This is a genomic window from Mycobacterium montefiorense, from assembly GCF_025823255.1.
Taxonomy (GTDB): domain Bacteria; phylum Actinomycetota; class Actinomycetes; order Mycobacteriales; family Mycobacteriaceae; genus Mycobacterium; species Mycobacterium montefiorense.
Genome location: NZ_JACKVL010000013.1, coordinates 1,104,753 through 1,122,060, shown reverse-complemented (window position 1 = coordinate 1,122,060; position 17,308 = coordinate 1,104,753). Strand labels below are relative to the sequence as shown.

Genomic DNA, 17,308 nt, shown 5'->3' with positions numbered 1-17,308 from the left:
CTGGCCGCGGGCTTACGCACGCAGTTCGGCGCCCACCGCCTCGGCGGCGTGACGCACAGCGGCATCGCGGGCCGCGCTGGCGTCGTCTTCGGTCAGCGTGCGGTCCGGGGCGCGGAACCGCAGCGCGAAGGTCAGCGACTTGCGATCCTCGCCGATTTGCGGGCCGGTGAACACGTCGAAGAGCTGCATGTCTTTCAGCAGCTCCCCGGCTCCCTCGCGCACCGCGTCGGCCACCGCCTGGGCCGGGACGTCCGCGGCTACCACCAGGCTGACGTCCTGGAAGACGGCCGGGAAGGGCGACACCTGGGGCGCCGGCAGCAGCTCGGTGATCGGAAGCGCACCGAGGTCGAGCTCCAGGGCGCAGGTGCCCTTGGGCAGGCCGGACCGCTCGACGACGGCGGGATGCAGTTGGCCCGCGTGGCCGATGATGGTTTCCCCGACGAGGACCTCGGCGCACCGGCCGGGATGCCACGGCAGGTACTGGGCCGCGCGCAGCGTGACGTCAACTCCACTGGCACGCGCGATGATTCGCACGGCCTCGAGAGCGTCGGCGGCGTCGGCTGCACGGCCGGGCCCCCAGGGGCCCCGCGGTTCGCGCAGCCCGGCCAGCACCGCGGCGACATGCTGCGGCTGCCGGGGCAGCGACGCGTCGAGCATGGCGATCTCGTCCTGCGTCGGCCGGCGATCCACCGGGATGAGCTCGACGCCGTGGGTGCGCTCGCTCGGTTGCACCACCTGCGCGATCGCATATAGCGCGGCGTCGGCCAGGCCTCGGGATACGTTGCGGCCCAATGCTTCCAGCAGCCCTGGCAACAGCGTGGTGGCCAGCTCCGGGCGGTCGGTGTCCAGCGGGTTGAGCACCCGCGTCGTGGTACGTCGCGGATCGTCGGACGGTAGGCCCCACAGATCGAACACATCGGCGGGCAGGAACGGGGTCGGCAGGATCTCGACATAGCCGGACTGCGCGAGTGACTTACCGATTGCGCGGCGGCGTTTCTGCTTGCGCGACAGGCCGCGGCCCGCCGGCGCCGACGGCAGCACCGACGGGATGACCTCGAGGCCCTCCAGTCGCAAGACTTCCTCGACGAGGTCCGCAGGCTGCAACAGATCGGGCCGCCAGCTCGGCGGTGTCACGATCAGCGTGTCGCTGTTTTCGGCTACCGCAGCACCGATTTGAGTGAGGCGCCGGGCGGTCGTTCCCGCGGCGTATGCCACACCGGCGAATCGGTCCGGCAAGTCGGCGGCGATCGAGATAGGCGACCCGGCCCAATCGGCGGCCGAGTTACCCACCGGTGGGTCGCCGCGCCAGTCGGTCAGGGTCGGCGATACCGCTCCCCCGGCGATCTCGGCCAGCAGCGCCGCACACCGGTCCAGCGCCGCCACCGAGATGGCCGGGTCGACGGTGCGCTCGTAACGACGGGCAGCCTCGCTGGGCAGGTGCAGGCGCCGCTGGGTGCGCGAAACTGCGGCCGGATCCCACACCGCGGCCTCCAGCAGCACGTCGGTGGAATCGGCGCGCACCTCGGTGCTCGCCGCCCCCATCACGCCGCCGATCGCGGTCGTCGCGACGTCGTCGACGATCAGCACGTCGCCCGGATCGAGTTTGCGCTCAATGTCATCGAGCGTGACGACGGTCTCGCCGGCCCGGGCGAAGCGGACCTTGAAGTCGCCGGTGATGCGGTTGCGATCATGGGCGTGCATCGGGTGGCCCAGTTCCAGCATCACGTAGTTGGTCACGTCCACGGCCGGGGAGGTCGCCCTGATGCCGGACAGCAGCAGCCGGCGCTGTAGCCACCAAGGTGACACCGCGGCGGGGTCGATCCCGGTAACCGGGCGCAGCGCGAACCGGCGCACACCGGTCTGCGCCTGCACTGTCAGCGGCCACGCTTCACCGTCGGCCGGCAACGGCTTCACCTCTGCGGGGTCGACGAAAGTCAAGTCGTAGGCGCAGGCGATCTCGCGGGCCAGGCCGCGCACCGACATGCAGTAGCCGCGGTCGGGGGTGATGGCCAGGTTGAAGACCACATCGTCCAACCCCAGAACTTCGGCGCCGCCAGCACCCGGTTCGGCGGTTCCCGGCGGCAGCACCAGAATCCCGGAATGGTCGGTCCCCAAGCCGAGTTCGGATGCCGAGCAGATCATTCCGTCGGAGGTACGGCCGTAGGTCTTGCGAGCGGCGATGGCGAAACCGCCGGGCAGCGTGGCACCCGGCAACGCCACCACGACCAGATCGTCGACCGCGAAGTTGGTTGCACCACAGACAATTTCACGGTCTTTGCCCTCGCCCACGTCCACCAGGCAGGCGCGGATCGGCTTCTTGAATTCGGTGAGTTCCTCGATGGCGGACACCCGGCCCACCCTCAGCGGGCCGTCGACCGGACCAAGGGTGACGACTTCCTCGACTTCGTGGCCGATGCGTACCAGCGTCTGTTCGAGGTCGCTGGCACTGACCTCCCACCCCGGCGCCCCGGCGGCCGTCCCTGCATTCAAGACGTCGCGCAACCAGCTGTACGGAATACGCATCAAGCACCCACCCCGAACGGCAACGAGAATCGGACGTCACCTTCGACCATGTCGCGCATGTCGGGAATGCCGTTGCGGAACTGCAGGGTGCGTTCCAGGCCCATGCCGAATGCAAAGCCGGAATAAACCTCCGGATCAATTCCGGCGGCTCGCAACACGTTTGGGTGAACCATCCCGCAGCCGCCCCACTCCACCCAACCGGCGCCGCCTTTCTTGCCGACAAACCACACGTCGACCTCGGCGGACGGCTCGGTGAACGGGAAGAAGTGCGGCCGGATCCGGGTGCGCGCCTCGGGGCCGAACTCGGCGCGCGCGAACGCGTCCAGCGTGCCGCGCAGATGCGCCATCGACAGACCGCGGTCCACCGCCAGGCCCTCGACCTGATGGAACACCGGCGTGTGGGTGGAGTCGAGTTCGTCGGTGCGAAACGTGCGGCCGATCGACACGATGTAGACCGGCAGCTCACGCTCCAGCAGGGTCCGTACCTGGACCGGCGAGGTGTGAGTGCGCAGCAGCTGCCGGGAATCCTCCGGCGCGACATAGAAGGTGTCCTGCTCACTGCGCGCGGGATGGTCGGGCGGGAAGTTGAGGGCGTCGAAATTGAACTGTTCGGTTTCGACCTCCGGGCCCTCCGCCAGCTCCCAACCCATCGCGATGAAGGTGTCGGCGACGTGTTCGGCCAGGATCGTGATCGGGTGCCGGGCGCCGGGCGGCTGGCGCGTCGACGGCAGTGTCACGTCGATACTTTCGGCGACCAGCACTGCGGCGTCGCGCTCGGCACGCAACACCGCCAGCCGTTCGTCGTAGCTGCGTTGAACCTCGCCGCGTGCGGTGTTGACGCGCTTACCCGCGTCGGCACGCTCCTGTTTGGGCAGTGTCCCCAACGACTGTCTGGCCAACGCAATCGGCGAGCGGTCGCCGAGGTGCTCGGTCTTGATGTGTGCCAGCGCGTCCAGATTGCCAGCTCCGGCCAAAGCCCCGCGGGCGGCATTGACCGCCTCGGCCAACGCTTCCGGCGACAGGTCGACGGGTTGATCACCCACGCGGCGGCACTCTCCTTGCTGACGAAGGCTGTTCCGGACCGGATCGTCGCCGAACGGGCGGGCTTGAGCGCGGCACGGGTGGAGTGCCGATCATATGTGACTTCACTTTAGTAAATTGAACGCGCTTGCCCAGCGCGGCGCGATGGCCGGTGCCGGTCAGCCGACCAGGACCGGCCGCAGGTCGGCCAGCGCGTCCCCGTCGGGTGCCGCCGAAGCCGGCGGCGTGCTGCCCGCGGCCCGCAGCTGCGCGATCTTGTACGCCACGAACGCACCGAGGGCACCGACGACCGGCGCGGCGGCCATCGTCCCCCAATCGTGTGCCAGCACTAGGAACCCGAAGCCAGAGGACGCCACCAACATCGCAATCAGCACCGGCGTCCAGCGGATCGGCTGACGGAAGCGGGCGGATACCAGCACGCCCAGGATCACCGCGACGGTGTGCCCGGCATCGGTGAAGTCGGCGCCGATGATCGCCGAGGCCAGGCCCGCCGAGATCCACCAGCCGACCCACGCCGGCCGCCACCGCTGGGGTATCGCCGCCGTCATCGCGCCGAGCACCGCGAGCGCGCCGTAGCTCATCCCGACGTCACTGGCCCGGGCAACGGATATCGGCAGCCAGCCGAACTCGACCGAGGCGGCCAGAGCGGCGGCCACGACCAGCGTCGCGCCGATATGGCCGACCAGGAACGCCACCACCAGCCGAATGGTCTGCAGATGCAGTTCCGCGAGAGCCAGCAGGCAGGTCAGGAACGGCAACCAGAAGTAGAGCGGACCGGCGTCGACGACGAGAGCGCTGCCCAGCAGCGTGCCCACGCGTCCGTGCGCCAGGTTGTGCAGGTTGGTGCTGGCGCGCTGGACGATGACGTCGTGCGCATGTTGGCCGAGCACCAGAATGGCGCAGCTCACCACAAGCAGAACCGTTACGTACCCCACGGTGAACCGGACCCGGGCAAGCCGGGAAAAGAATCCCCCAAACATTGAATCCATTATGACGGCTAAATTGTTTCGTCCCCGTGATGGGACGCTGTCAACTTGTTAAGAGTATTCGAGCCGATAGATCGCCAAGTCCGGCGGAATGCCCGGAGTCTTTGGTGAAAACATCGATTTACGTGCGCGTTTAGCGACCACGCCCAACGCGTCCAGCTCGCTTTGCGGGATCAGATCCAGCGCCGAATTCGATACCATGATGCCGCCTTTTGTGGCGCGTTCCATAACACGAGCGGCGATATTGACGTCGACGCCGAGCCAATCGGCGGCCAATCGCTGCGGCCGGCCGGTGTGGATCCCGACCCGCATCCGCGGCTGATACCCCGCCACCTCGACCGACTTCATCGCCTGGTCGGCGGCCACCACGGCCCGCACCGCGACGTCCGGATGGCGTAATACCGCCATGATGCCGTCGCCCATCCGTTTGACGATGTGGCCGCCCGCATCAAGCAGCGGCGGCTCCACGGCCCGCGCCGCCTGGCGCAGCAGGGTCAGCGCCGCGTCGTCACCGGCCTGCAACGACCATGTCGAGAAGCCGACCAGATCGGTGAAGACCAGCGTCACCTCCGGATTCGCCGGCCGTCGCGACACCGCCTCGGTCAGCGCCTGCCACACCTGCAGCACACTCAAACTGACCTCGCGCGACGCCGCGTCACGATCCCCCAGCAGCCGGTCGGCGGCTCGAGCCGCCGCCCGCGGGCCGCCGTCACCTGCCGTCGAGAGCGGATCACCGAACTCGGGGTCGCCGGGCAGCATCCGACGGGCCCGCCGGACGAACGCCACCACACCCGGGCTGCGATTGGCGGTCTGCCACCACTGTGCCGCGGCGCTTTTCGACACCGGCGATCGGGGCGCCGCCGTCGTCACCGATTCCCGCTCTGTTTCAGGGGCCTCGCCCGGATCCGGATCGCGCGGCGCGAGTTCCACCTGGCAAGGGTAAGTAGTTTCGGCAGACCCGGGCAATGACGGCCGTCCGGTTGTGTCACACGTCGCATCAAACCCACTGATCACGACGGTGCCACACCGCTGTGGAATCTCGGTAACAGCTTCGCGTGCCGTGCCCCGAAAACGTAGACAACATACGTTGTCAAAGTTATCGTGAGCACAGTGAGCAAGTAGGGGGTCGTGATGACTACCGCATCGACTACATCCGCTGATCCGCTGGGGCCAGATTCCCTGACCTGGAAGTACTTTGGCGATCTGCGCACCGGAATGATGGGCGTCTGGATCGGGGCGATCCAGAACATGTACCCACAGCTGGGTGCGGGCGTCGAGGAGCATTCGATCCTGCTGCGCGAGCCGCTGCAGCGGGTAGCCCGATCGGTGTACCCGATCATGGGCGTTGTCTACGACGGCGATCGCGCGGCGCTGACCGGTGCGCAGATCAAGCACTTCCACGACACCATCAAGGGGATCGATGCCGAAGGGCGCCGCTACCACGCGCTCAACCCCGAGACCTTTTACTGGGCGCACGCCACGTTCTTCATGCTGATCGTCAAAGTCGCCGAATACTTCTGCGGTGGCCTGACCGAGGCCGAGAAGCGCCAGCTATTCGACGAGCACGTGCAGTGGTACCGGATGTATGGGATGAGCATGCGGCCGGTGCCCCAATCCTGGGAGGAATTCCAGGAGTACTGGGATCGGGTCTGCCGCGACGAGTTGGAGCTCAACCAGGCGACGCTGGACATCTTCCGAATTCGCATCCCGAAGCCGAAGTTCATCCTGATGCCGACGCCGATCTGGGATCAGATGTTCAAGCCGCTGGTGGCCGGTCAGCGCTGGATCGCGGCCGGGCTATTCGACCCCGCGGTGCGCGAGAAGGCGGGCATGCGCTGGACGCCGGGCGACGAGATCTTGCTGCGCGTGTTCGGCAAGCTGATCGCGCTGGCTTTCCTCGCGGTCCCCGACGAGATCCGGCTGCACCCGCGGGCGCTGGCGGCCTACCGCCGCGCCGAGGGCCGGGCCCCGATCAACGCGCCGCTCGTCGAGGCGCCCGAGTTCATGGCACCGCCGCGCGACCGCCGCGGGCTGCCGATGCACTACTTTCCCCCGGGTTCCCTTCGCACTAAGTCGCTGATCGAGCGGGCCGGGTCGCTGGTGCACACCACGCTCTCGCTGGCCGGGCTGCGCCCCGCCCGTGGGCGTCGCAAGGCCGCCTAAAACCGCTGCAGAACACCCAGAGCCTGGGCGCTCTGATACAGACAGATCGCCGCGGCGGCGGCCACGTTGAGGCTCTCGGCACCGCCCGACATCGGGATGCGCACACGTTGGTCCGCCTGGTCGGTGATCTCTTCGGGCAGGCCGTGCGATTCGGGGCCGAACAGCCAAGCCGTCGGCCTGCTCAGCAGCTCGTCGGCCTCGTCCAGGCGCGTCCCGCCGTCGACGGTGGTGGCCAGCACCTGCAGGCCGGCAGAACGTACCGCGGTGAAGACCGCGTCGACGTCGGGAGCGGAGACGACCGGAAGCGAGAAGATGCTGCCGGCCGACGCGCGCAGGCACTTGCCGTTGTAGGGGTCAACGCTGTGCCCGGCGAGGATCACCGCCACGGCGCCCATGGCGTCGGCGAGACGGATCAGCGTGCCCGCATTGCCCGGCTCACTGATCTCGACGGCAACGGCAACCAGCCGTGGCGAGCCGGCCAGCGCCTGGCGCAGTCCGGTCGCCGGCAGGTCGCACACCGCCACCAGCCCGGCCGGAGTAACGGTGTCGGACAAGGCTTTTGCGGCGCGCTCGGTGACCACATGGACCGGACACCGCTGGGCGGCCAGCAATGTCGCGTACCGCTGCGCCGCGAGTTCGGTGACGAATACCTCGCGGACAAGTCCGCGCGCGCAAGCGGACTCGACCAGATTGGGGCCTTCGGCCAGGAACTGGTTCGACCGCCGTCGCACCACATGGCGATGCAATTTGACCGCCGCGGCCACCCGGGCCGAGCGCTCCGTGAGCACCGGGGTTAAGCAGCTTCTCCGGAGGGGGCGTTGACGTCCTTGGGCAGTGCCGCCCGAGCGACATCGACCAGCGCCGTGAAGGCCGCCGGATCGGTGATCGCAATCTCGGCAAGGTTTTTGCGGTCGACTTCCACGCCCGCAGCCTTCAGGCCCTGGATCAGCCGGTTGTAGGTGATGTTGTTGGCGCGCGCCGCCGCGTTGATCCGTGAAATCCATAATTTGCGGAACTCGCCCTTACGCGCCCTGCGGTCGCGGTAGGCGTACTGCAGCGAATGCAGCTGCTGCTCTTTGGCTTTGCGGTAGAGCCGAGACCGCTGGCCGCGGTAGCCTTTCGAGGCCGTCAGGACGCTGCGCCTCTTCTTGTGGGCGTTGACTGCCCGCTTCACGCGTGCCATGGGTGTTCCTACTCTCGTTCAGACGTAAATGGTCGGGTTGCCGGTGGCAGATAGGCCTTGGCCCGGCACTCGGCTTGTTGGAAGGTCAGCCGTTCAGCAGCGCTTTGACACGCTTGGTGTCATTGGCTGCGACCGTGGTGCGGCCATCGAGCCGGCGGGTGCGTTTGCTCGCCTTGTGCTCGAGCAGGTGCCGGCGATTGGCTTTCTGGCGGACGATCTTGCCGGTCCCGGTGCGCCGGAATCGCTTGGTCGCCCCGCTGTGGGACTTGGCCTTAGGCATGTTTCCTCTAGTTCTCGCTTGTTCTCGCTGTCGGGTCAGTTCGGTGAAGCAGCGGTGTCGCCGGTTTCGTCAACGTCGTGCGCCGCTTGGGGCCTCGGGTCGTCCGGATGCTGCGCCCTGGCGCGTGTCTTCGCGCCCCGGTGCGGTGCCAACACCATCGTCATGTTGCGGCCGTCCTGCTTGGCCGACGTTTCGACGAATCCGTATTCGGCGACGTCCCCGCCCAGACGCTGGAGCAATCGGTAGCCCAGCTCGGGCCGCGACTGCTCACGTCCGCGGAACATGATGGTGACCTTCACCTTCGATCCCGCCTCCAGGAAGCGAATTACGTGGCCCTTCTTGGTCTCGTAATCGTGATCGTCGATCTTGGGTCGCAGCTTTTGCTCTTTGACCACGGTCTGCTGCTGGTTCCGGCGGGATTCACGCGCCTTTTGCGCCGCCTCGTACTTGAATTTGCCGTAGTCCATGATCTTGCAGACCGGTGGCCTGGCGTTAGGGGCAACTTCGACAAGGTCGAGATCGGCGTCCGCGGCGACGCGCAATGCGTCTTCGATGCGCACGATGCCTACCTGTTCTCCCCCTGGGCCGATCAATCGGACTTCAGGTACGCGAATGCGCTCGTTGACGCGGGTCTCAGTGCTGATGGGGCCTCCCTTGTTGGGCTTGTGTCGTCATCTCGCTACGACCGGTGCCTGGGCCCGTCGGGATGCAGCGGTGGAAACACACCACATCAGCAAAAAAGCCCTGCATAAGCAGGGCCCAATGCCGACCGATCACGGCCTGAAACGCTTTCAAGCCGTCCGCGCCAAAGCGCGAAACAGGCACCTCGCGGTGCCGGTGACCGGACCGCTGCACCTTGAAATAATTCCTCGGCTAGCGGTGGGAGTGGGACTCCACTTAACTGTCCCAGGCAATAGCCGGGATGGTCGCGGAGGCAAGTCTAGCAGCCATCAGGCATCTTCTGAGCATCCGAGCCGCCCGCTGCCTCCGAGTACGGCCGTCTGGCCTGCGCCATCGCGCTGCGCCCGGGACCGACAACTAGTCTCGACCACTCTTGGCGCTTCGCCAGGCATTGCAAGGGTTGAAGGCATATCCTCGCGGTCTGTGACTGTCGCAAAGCCTCGTTCAGGCAGCCGGTCGAATTCCCGGTATCGATGGGTACCGGCGGCGACCGGCTGGACCGTTGGCGTCATCGCCACGCTGTCCTTGCTGGCCAGCGTGTCGCCATTGCTCCGTTGGTTGATCAAGGCTCCACGGGAATTCATCAACGACTACCTGTTCAACTTTCCCGACACCAGCATCGCGTGGTCGTTCATCCTGGCGCTGCTGGCGGCGGCGCTGACCGCCCGCAAACGCATCGCCTGGTGGGTGCTGCTCGGCCAAATGGTCCTCGCCGCATTTTTGAACGCCGCCGATATCGCCGCCGGCGACAACACCGCGGCCGAAACGTTCGGCGAGAACCTCGGGTTCGCGATGCACATCGTCGTGATTGTCCTGCTGGTGTTGAGCTATCGGGAGTTCTGGGCCAAGGTCCGACGGGCCGCGCTGCTCAAAGCGGCGGCCGTCCTCGTCGTCGGGGACGTGATCGGAATCCTGTTGTCCTGGGGCCTGGTCGAGCTGTTCCCCGGAACACTTGCCCGACAGGACCGGCTGCCGTATGTAGCCAACCGGGTGGTCGGGTTCGCTCTCGCGGATCCCGACCTGTTCACCGGCAAACCGCACCTCCTACTCAATGCGATATTCGGGCTGTTCGGCGCCCTCGCGCTGATCGCGGCCGCGATTGTGCTGTTCCAATCCCAGCGCGCGGACAACGCGCTCACCGGCGAGGACGAGTCGGCGATCCGCGGACTACTGGAGCTGTTCGGCAAAAACGACTCCCTCGGTTACTTCGCCACCCGTCGCGACAAGTCGGTGGTGTTCGCAAACAGTGGACGCGCCGCGATCACCTACCGGGTCGAGGTCGGCGTCTGCCTGGCCAGTGGCGACCCGGTGGGCGATCCCAGGGCATGGCCGCAGGCCGTCGACGCATGGTTGGCGCTGTGCAAGACCTATGGCTGGGCACCCGGCGTGATGGGCGCCAGTTCGCTGGGCGCCCAGGCTTATCGCGAACGCGGCCTCAATGCCCTAGAGCTCGGCGACGAGGCCATCCTGCGAACCGCCGATTTCAAGCTGTCCGGCCCGGACATGCGTGGGGTGCGCCAGGCCGTGACGCGAGCGCGCCGGGCCGGGCTGACGATTCGCGTCCGGCGGCACCGTGACATCACCGCAGAAGAGATGGCCGAGACGATTTCGCGTGCCAATGCCTGGCGCGATACCCAGTCCGAGCGCGGGTTTTCCATGGCACTTGGCCGTTTGGGCGATCCGGCCGACGGCGATTGCCTGCTGGTCGAGGCACTGGATCGGGACGGCCAGGTGGCCGCGATGCTGTCGCTGGTCCCGTGGGGCAGCACCGGAGTCTCCCTGGACCTGATGCGCCGCTCACCGCAATCCCCCAACGGCACCAATGAATTCATGGTCAGCGAACTTGCCCTGAATGCGGAAGGGCTTGGAATCAACCGTGTTTCGCTGAACTTCGCCATGTTCCGGTCGGCATTCGAGCAGGGGGCGCAACTCGGCGCCGGTCCGATCGCGCGGTTGTGGCGCGGGTTCCTGCTGTTCTTTTCCCGATGGTGGCAGCTCGAGACGCTGTATCGATCGAACGTGAAATACCAACCCGAATGGGTGCCGCGCTACGCCTGCTACGAGGACGCCCGGTTGATCCCCCGGGTCGGCGTCGCCTCGGCCATGGCCGAAGGGTTCCTGGTGTTGCCTTTCAGCCGGCGCGACAAGGTGCATACCGGGCACCATCCCGCCGTGCCGCAAAGGCTGGCGGAATCCGGGTTGCTGCACGAAGACGGATCGGCTCCGGATGTCAGCGGGTTGCAACGCGGTGACGAGGTCGACTCCGAGGAGTACCGGCGCCGGCTACCTGAACAGGTGCGGGTGCGCCTGACCAAGCTAAGGACGCTGCAGCGCAAGGGCATTGACGCCTACCCGGTGGGATCGCCACCCAGCCACACCGTCGCGCAGGCGCTGGACACCGACGACCAGGACACCGTCTCGGTAGCGGGCCGCATCTTGCGGATACGTGACTTCGGCGGCGTGCTGTTCGCCGAGCTCCGTGACTGGTCAGGCGAAATGCAAGTGCTGCTGGATAATTCGCGGCTGGAAGCCGGCCGGACCGCCGATTTCACCGCGGCCATTGATCTGGGTGACCTGGTCGAGATGACCGGGCACATGGGTTTCAGCAAGCGCGGAACCCGCTCGTTGATAGTGAACGACTGGCGGATGGTCGGAAAGTGCTTGCGGCCGTTGCCCAATAAGTGGAACGGGCTGACCGACCCCGAGGCACGGGTGCGCACCCGCTATGTCGACCTGGCGGTCAATACCGAGTCGCGCAACCTCGTCACGGCCCGCAGCGGCGTGCTGCGCTCGGTGCGGGAAACATTGTTCGCCAAGGGCTTCATCGAGGTGGAAACCCCGATCCTGCAACCGATCCACGGCGGAGCCGCCGCCCGCCCGTTCGTCACTCATATCAATACCTATGACATGGATCTCTTCTTGCGTATCGCGCCCGAGCTCTACTTGAAGCGGTTGTGTGTCGGCGGCGTGGAGCGGGTGTTCGAACTGGGCCGGGCCTTCCGCAACGAAGGTGTCGACTTCAGCCACAACCCGGAGTTCACGCTGCTGGAGGCCTACCAGGCGCACGCCGATTACCGGGTGTGGATCGACGGCTGCCGCGAGCTGATCCAAAACGCCGCCGAGGCCGCCAACGGCGCGCAGACCGTGCTGCGGCCCGGCGACGCGTCGAACAGCGACACCCGGCTGGAACCGGTCGACATCTCCGGTGTGTGGCCGGTGAAGACCGTGCACGACGCGGTCTCCGAAGCGCTGGGCGAACAGATCGACCCGGACACGTCATTGACCGCGTTGCGCAAGCTGTCCGACCGCATCCACCTTCCCTATCGCGACCACTGGGACGCCGGGGCCGTGGTGCTCGAGCTCTACGAGCACCTGGTCGAGGACCGGACCGAGGCGCCGACGTTCTACATCGACTTTCCGACGTCGGTCTCACCGCTGACCCGTCCACACCGCAGTCAACCTGGGGTGGCCGAGCGGTGGGACCTGGTGGCCTGGGGTGTCGAGCTGGGCACCGCCTACAGCGAGCTCACCGATCCGGTGGAACAGCGGCGCCGGCTGCTCGCGCAGTCCCTGCTGGCAGCTGGCGGCGATCCAGAGGCAATGGAGCTCGACGAAGACTTCCTGCAGGCCATGGAATACGCGATGCCGCCGACCGGCGGGCTCGGGATGGGTATCGATCGGCTCGTGATGCTCATAACCGGCCGCAGCATCCGCGAGACATTGCCATTTCCGCTGGCCAAGCCGCATTAGCCGGCGGCCGGAAAACCCAGTGATCGCATCGGAAACATTGAGTGATTGCGTTCCGGGATTGTTAAGGATCCATCACAATGGATCGCGTGACAGCGCCGGCGCCCGATGCCACCGGACAGTTATTGGCAACCGGTCATACCTCGCTGATGCACGGCTGGGTACCAATAGCGGTCCAGGTCGTCACGGCGATCGTGCTGGCGCTGGCCATCGGCTGGCGATCGCGGCGCTGGCGGATGGTGTGCCTGCCGTTGGCGGCCGCGATCGGCGGCGCGCTGGCATACGGGACGCACTGGTACATCGTCGATCGGGGCCTGTCCGACGAACCGGCGCCGGCAGGACTGTGGCTCTGGATCGCGCTGACGGGTGTGGCCGCGACGGCGCTGTTTACCGGCTGGCGCGGCGCCCGCAATTGGCAACGCAGCGCCGCCCTGGCGTCGGTACCGCTCTGCGTGCTGAGCGCCGCGCTGGTGCTCAATCTGTGGGTCGGCTACTTCCCCACCGTGCAGTCCGCATGGGGTCAGCTCACCTCCGGCCCGGTGCCCGACCAGACCGATCAGGCCACCGTTACCGCGATGGCCGCCAAGGGAAGCCGTCCGTCACACGGCAGCGTGGTGCCGGTGGTAATCCCCTCGTCCGCATCGCATTTCAAGCACCGCGGCGAGCTGGTCTACCTGCCGCCCGAATGGTTCGACTGGCGCCACCACCCGCTTGCGGGGGACAGCCCGCCGCCGGCGCTGCCGACGATCATGATGATCGGCGGGCAGTTCAATACACCCGCGGACTGGACGCGTGCGGGCAACGCGATCAAGACGATCGACGACTTCGCCGCTGCTCACAACGGCGAAGCCCCGGTACTGGTGTTCGTGGATTCCGGCGGGGCTTTCAACAACGACACCGAATGCGTCAACGGAGTTCGCGGTAATGCGGCCGATCACCTTACCAAAGATGTTGTCCCCTATATGGTCTCGACTTTCGGAGTCAGCCCTGACCGCTCCAACTGGGGTGTGGCGGGCTGGTCGATGGGCGGAACCTGCGCGGTGGACTTGACCGTAATGCACCCGGACATGTTCAGCGCGTTCGTCGACGTCGCCGGCGACTTCTTCCCGAATGCCGGCAACAAGGCGCAGACCATCAGCCGGCTGTTCGGCGGAAACGCCGACGCTTGGGCGTCATTCGACCCGAGCACCGTGATCAACCGGCACGGCCCGTACCACGACGTGTCCGGTTGGTTCGCGATCTCTTCCGACGGCCCGCCCGCGGCACACCGCGACGTCGCGATCGCGGACACCGCCGCGATGCGTCTCGCGGGACGCGAGGCCGACGCCAACCCGGGCAACCAGACTGCGGCCGCCTATTCGCTGTGTGCGCTGGGCCGGACCAATGGCATCGATTGCGCCGTGCTTCCCCAACCCGGCAAGCACGACTGGCCGTTCGCCGACCGAGTCTTCGCGGCCGCGCTGCCGTGGCTGGCCGGCCAGCTGGGCACTCCCGGCGTGCCGCGCCCCGTTGCCCGGCGCACCGACTGTCGACGTGTCTTCGACAGTGCCTGTGGTGGTTCCGGCGCAGCATTCCAACACCGCGACGAGGTAACCGCGGGTGCTCTCGATTGCGCGGTTCCGACGAGCACTGTTCGCCCGGCACTGCAATCCGTGGAGCGCGTGGACGCGCTGGGCCAGCACGCCTTTGATCCTGGTGCCGGCATGGACACGGCGGCGCAGCCACGCGGTGTGGCTCGCGCTGTGGATGGCGGCCAATCCGTTCGTCTTCGGCAAACCCCGTCAGGTACGGGCCTGGTCGACGCGGGCGATGTTGGGCGAGGAACTGTGGATCACCCGCCGGCCCCGTGACCCAGCCGCCGTGGTCAGTGGTCTGACGTCGGCGTCGGCGCTGGTCGCGGTCGTCGCCGCCCGCCGTCATCGGGCGCTGCCCGCGGCGGTTGCGATCGCATTGCAGATGTCGCTCACCCTGGTCTATTGGGAGCAGATGGTGCGCTATCTCGAGCGCGAACGGCAGGATTCCGCATGAGCAACGGAACCGACTGGCGCGCAACCACTTTCTACGCACCGGGACTCGATGCGGCGCTGGCGCTGCTTTTTGGTTCGCGCTGTGATCGGTACGCTGACCGCAACCTTGATCGGTGGGATTTCATGGCGCACGATGACCGGATGATCGCATTCGAGGCAGGGCGGCTGACCGGGCCGATCACGGGTCAGCCAGCTGCCGCCGCCGACCACGAGCCGGCCGTCCAGCAGGCGCATTCACGATGACCGAATCCGGCCCGACGCGCGTCGCCGTCTACCTCGACTTCGACAACATCGTGATCTCCCGCTACGACCAGGTACACGGGCGCAACTCGTTCCAGAAGGACAAGACGAAGGGCCTCGACCAGGATCGGCTGCGGTCGGCGACCGTGGATGTCGGTGCCATCATCGACTTCGCGTCGTCGTTCGGCACCCTGGTGCTCACTCGGGCCTACGCGGACTGGTCCGCCGACGTCAATGCCGCCTACCATAGCCAGCTTGTCGGCCGCGCAGTCGATCTCGTTCAACTGTTCCCGGCTGCCGCGTACGGGAAGAACGGCGCCGACATCCGGCTAGCGGTGGATGCTGTCGAGGATATGTTCCGGTTGCCCGACCTGACGCATGCGGTCATCGTTGGCGGCGATTCCGATTACATTGCGCTGGCCCAGCGATGCAAACGCCTTGGCCGCTACGTCGTGGGCATCGGGGTAGCCGGCGCGAGCAGTCGGTCCCTGGCCGCGGCCTGCGACGAGTTCGTCAGCTACGATGCATTGCCCGGGATCCCCACGGACGCAGCGCAATCCCCCGAAACTAAGAAGCACCGGCGTCCGAGTCCGGCCGAATCCGACGACGACGAGCCGGCGCCCGCCGATCCGCAGGCCGCCGCCACCGACTTACTCGAACGTGCGCTGCGTATCGGCCAGGAGAAGGAAGACGCCGAGTGGCTCCATAATTCGGCGGTCAAAGCCCAAATGAAACGGATGGACCCGTCGTTCAGCGAAAAGGCGTTGGGTTTCAAATCGTTCAGCGACTTCCTGCGCTCCCGCAGCGATCACATCGACCTCGACGAAACCAGCACAACACGGATGGTGCGGCTGCGCGGCGAGGTGACTCCGTAGCGGCGTATCTCGTTCACGATCAACCGATCTGGAAGCTAGCGCCGATCGGTGCGCGCCAGGATTGCTGTTGCCAATCCGCTTCGTCTTCTTTCGTTACCCACCGTTGCTGCCTGCGACGGTGGCACGACGTCCCGAAACCTGTATTCGGATGCGGTCTCTGGCGCGTCGTCGGAGGTCGCGGTAAGAAACCGGTCCGGAAACGCCAATTTGCAGATGGTCCGCATGGTCAGCAGGTACTGACGATGCAACGGACCGGTCGTGTAGGGCAAGTCGTAGCCAATGCACAAAGCACGTACGCGCTCGGCGATTTCACGGTAACGGTTACTCGGCAGATCCGGAAAAAGATGATGTTCGATCTGAAAGCAGAGGTTCCCGCTCATGAACGCAAGCACTGGCCCGGCGCGGAAGTTCGCGGTTCCCAACATTTGTCGCAGATACCATTCGGACTTCGTCTCGTCCTGCAAGACCGACGGCGTGAACTTTTCCGCTCCGTCCGCGAAGTGGCCACAGACAATGACCACGAACGCCCACACATTTCGCAGTCCGTTGGCGATCACATTGGCTCCCAGCGTGCGGTACCACCGCCGACGGCTCAGCGCAGGAAACAGCACATAGTCCTTGCCAACCTGGCGAGCGATCTTGCGGACAAGCGCTGCTTTGTGAGCGGACTTACCGGCGGCCGTCGTCTCGCGCTCCTGTACGGAATACAAGCAATGCAGTGCGACGCCCCACTCGAACAACAGCGCCAGCAGCATCGCGCGCAGCGGCTGCACCAAAGAAACCGGTTGCCACTTTTCGTCTCGAGTTACCCGAAGGACTCCGAACCCGAGGTCGTCGTCCACGCCGACCACATTCGCGAAGACGTGGTGGCGATAGTTGTGGGAGTTCTGCCACTGCGAGCTGAGACTGGCCATATCCCACTCCCAGGTAGTGGAATGAATTTCCGGGTCGTTCATCCAGTCCCATTGACCGTGGCTGATGTTATGGCCGAGCTCCATGTTTTCTATGCACTTCGCCGCGGCCAGTGCGGCGATTCCGACAGCCAAGCCGACCTTGCCCTTGCTAGCGCCGATGATTAGTCTCGCCGCCATCTCTAGGGTTCGATGAAACGCGATGGCACGCTTGATATATGCCCTATCGCCGGCTCCGCGCGAGGATTCGATATCGCGGCGGATCGCTTCCAAGGCGGCCCCGAACTCGTCGAGATCCGAATCACTCAGGTGGGCGTATTCGGGGACTTCAGTGATGGCCATTGAGGCTCAACGCGCTTCGCGCGCGATGGCGTGGCGGGCATGCACAGCAACTCGCAGGCGCGAGGAGTTTGCCATCGGCAGCATTCGGGTGACGTCCCATCTCTTGGGTGGTCGTGGCGCGCGCAAGAACAGGACTGGCGCGAAATCAGCAGAGCGAAAATTCCTGGGAACCTACTGGTCCGTAGCGCCGGTGGAGCACTTGAGTGACCCCCTGGGCCTGGGTAGACCTCCGACGCTACATGAGGCTTAGGATATGCGGATATGCGCATGACTGTTGATCCTGCCATACCCAATCGGTGCACTATCTCG

Annotated in this window: 14 protein-coding genes and 2 pseudogenes; 7 read left to right on the top strand and 9 right to left on the bottom strand. The window is 66.2% G+C overall.

Annotation, left to right across the window (positions count from 1 at the left end; all coding sequences use genetic code 11):
- Positions 1–12: 12 nt before the first annotated feature.
- The 4 genes from pheT to H7K34_RS18645 form a co-directional block, all read right to left on the bottom strand.
- Positions 13–2,523: a phenylalanine--tRNA ligase subunit beta gene (gene pheT, locus H7K34_RS18660; RefSeq protein ID WP_264063452.1), complete on the bottom strand. Its 2,511-nt coding sequence runs from the start codon at positions 2,521–2,523 to the stop codon at positions 13–15.
- On the bottom strand, positions 2,523–3,566 hold the full coding sequence (gene pheS / locus H7K34_RS18655) for a phenylalanine--tRNA ligase subunit alpha (protein WP_108923010.1): 1,044 nt from the start codon (positions 3,564–3,566) through the stop codon (positions 2,523–2,525). Before pheS ends, pheT begins: the two co-directional genes overlap by 1 nt.
- Positions 3,567–3,722: 156 nt before the next feature.
- On the bottom strand, positions 3,723–4,544 hold the full coding sequence (locus H7K34_RS18650) for a rhomboid-like protein (RefSeq protein WP_264063451.1): 822 nt from the start codon (positions 4,542–4,544) through the stop codon (positions 3,723–3,725).
- Positions 4,545–4,601: 57 nt separating this feature from the next.
- On the bottom strand, positions 4,602–5,393 hold the full coding sequence (locus H7K34_RS18645; protein WP_372510806.1) for an adenylate/guanylate cyclase domain-containing protein: 792 nt from the start codon (positions 5,391–5,393) through the stop codon (positions 4,602–4,604).
- 288 nt (positions 5,394–5,681) lie between these two features.
- On the opposite strand from H7K34_RS18645, the gene H7K34_RS18640 reads away from it, so the two are divergent.
- Positions 5,682–6,713, top strand: a complete 1,032-nt coding sequence (locus H7K34_RS18640; RefSeq protein WP_264063449.1) for an oxygenase MpaB family protein — start codon at positions 5,682–5,684, stop codon at positions 6,711–6,713.
- Here the strand turns inward: H7K34_RS18640 and H7K34_RS18635 are convergent.
- From H7K34_RS18635 to infC, 4 genes are all read right to left on the bottom strand, one after another.
- Positions 6,710–7,501 (bottom strand): TrmH family RNA methyltransferase, encoded by a 792-nt coding sequence (locus H7K34_RS18635; protein WP_264063448.1) that lies wholly within the window; start codon positions 7,499–7,501, stop codon positions 6,710–6,712. The two genes, H7K34_RS18640 and H7K34_RS18635, sit on opposite strands and share 4 nt — an antisense overlap.
- 5 nt (positions 7,502–7,506) lie before the next feature.
- Positions 7,507–7,896 carry a 50S ribosomal protein L20 gene (gene rplT / locus H7K34_RS18630; RefSeq protein WP_264063447.1) on the bottom strand — a complete coding sequence of 130 codons (390 nt, stop codon included), beginning with the start codon at positions 7,894–7,896 and terminating at the stop codon, positions 7,507–7,509.
- Between the two features lie 85 nt (positions 7,897–7,981).
- Positions 7,982–8,176 carry a 50S ribosomal protein L35 gene (gene rpmI, locus H7K34_RS18625; RefSeq protein WP_108922998.1) on the bottom strand — a complete coding sequence of 65 codons (195 nt, stop codon included), beginning with the start codon at positions 8,174–8,176 and terminating at the stop codon, positions 7,982–7,984.
- A gap of 35 nt (positions 8,177–8,211) precedes the next feature.
- On the bottom strand, positions 8,212–8,820 hold the full coding sequence (infC, locus tag H7K34_RS18620; protein WP_264063614.1) for a translation initiation factor IF-3: 609 nt from the start codon (positions 8,818–8,820) through the stop codon (positions 8,212–8,214).
- A 460-nt stretch (positions 8,821–9,280) separates the two neighbouring features.
- Between infC and lysX the strand changes: the two genes are divergently transcribed.
- The 6 genes and pseudogenes from lysX (at position 9,281) to H7K34_RS18595 (ending at position 15,746) form a co-directional block, all read left to right on the top strand.
- Positions 9,281–12,607: a bifunctional lysylphosphatidylglycerol synthetase/lysine--tRNA ligase LysX gene (gene lysX / locus H7K34_RS18615; protein WP_264063446.1), complete on the top strand. Its 3,327-nt coding sequence runs from the start codon at positions 9,281–9,283 to the stop codon at positions 12,605–12,607.
- A gap of 77 nt (positions 12,608–12,684) precedes the next feature.
- A pseudogene (locus H7K34_RS18610) lies at positions 12,685–14,197 on the top strand (alpha/beta hydrolase).
- Positions 14,198–14,203: 6 nt separating this feature from the next.
- A pseudogene (locus tag H7K34_RS26980) lies at positions 14,204–14,386 on the top strand (hypothetical protein); the annotation flags it as partial.
- Positions 14,387–14,464: 78 nt separating this feature from the next.
- Entirely contained in the window at positions 14,465–14,632 is a 168-nt protein-coding gene (locus H7K34_RS26975) for a hypothetical protein (RefSeq protein WP_372510811.1), read from the top strand.
- Positions 14,629–14,874 (top strand): hypothetical protein, encoded by a 246-nt coding sequence (locus H7K34_RS18600; protein WP_264063444.1) that lies wholly within the window; start codon positions 14,629–14,631, stop codon positions 14,872–14,874. Before H7K34_RS26975 ends, H7K34_RS18600 begins: the two co-directional genes overlap by 4 nt.
- Positions 14,871–15,746, top strand: coding sequence for an NYN domain-containing protein (locus tag H7K34_RS18595; protein WP_264063443.1), 876 nt, complete (start codon positions 14,871–14,873; stop codon positions 15,744–15,746). Before H7K34_RS18600 ends, H7K34_RS18595 begins: the two co-directional genes overlap by 4 nt.
- Before the next feature lie 35 nt (positions 15,747–15,781).
- Here the strand turns inward: H7K34_RS18595 and H7K34_RS18590 are convergent, their stop codons facing one another.
- Positions 15,782–16,999, bottom strand: a complete 1,218-nt coding sequence (locus tag H7K34_RS18590) for a fatty acid desaturase family protein (protein ID WP_264063442.1) — start codon at positions 16,997–16,999, stop codon at positions 15,782–15,784.
- Between the last annotated feature and the right edge of the window lie 309 nt (positions 17,000–17,308).

Coding starts and splice junctions, on each gene's coding strand:
- pheT (WP_264063452.1), bottom strand. CDS start 2,523: ATGCGTATTCCGTACAGCTGGTTGCGCGACGTCTTGAATGCAGGGACG.
- H7K34_RS18650 (WP_264063451.1), bottom strand. CDS start 4,544: ATGTTTGGGGGATTCTTTTCCCGGCTTGCCCGGGTCCGGTTCACCGTG.
- H7K34_RS18640 (WP_264063449.1), top strand. CDS start 5,682: ATGACTACCGCATCGACTACATCCGCTGATCCGCTGGGGCCAGATTCC.
- rplT (WP_264063447.1), bottom strand. CDS start 7,896: ATGGCACGCGTGAAGCGGGCAGTCAACGCCCACAAGAAGAGGCGCAGC.
- rpmI (WP_108922998.1), bottom strand. CDS start 8,176: ATGCCTAAGGCCAAGTCCCACAGCGGGGCGACCAAGCGATTCCGGCGC.
- H7K34_RS18600 (WP_264063444.1), top strand. CDS start 14,629: ATGAGCAACGGAACCGACTGGCGCGCAACCACTTTCTACGCACCGGGA.
- H7K34_RS18595 (WP_264063443.1), top strand. CDS start 14,871: ATGACCGAATCCGGCCCGACGCGCGTCGCCGTCTACCTCGACTTCGAC.
- H7K34_RS18590 (WP_264063442.1), bottom strand. CDS start 16,999: ATGGCCATCACTGAAGTCCCCGAATACGCCCACCTGAGTGATTCGGAT.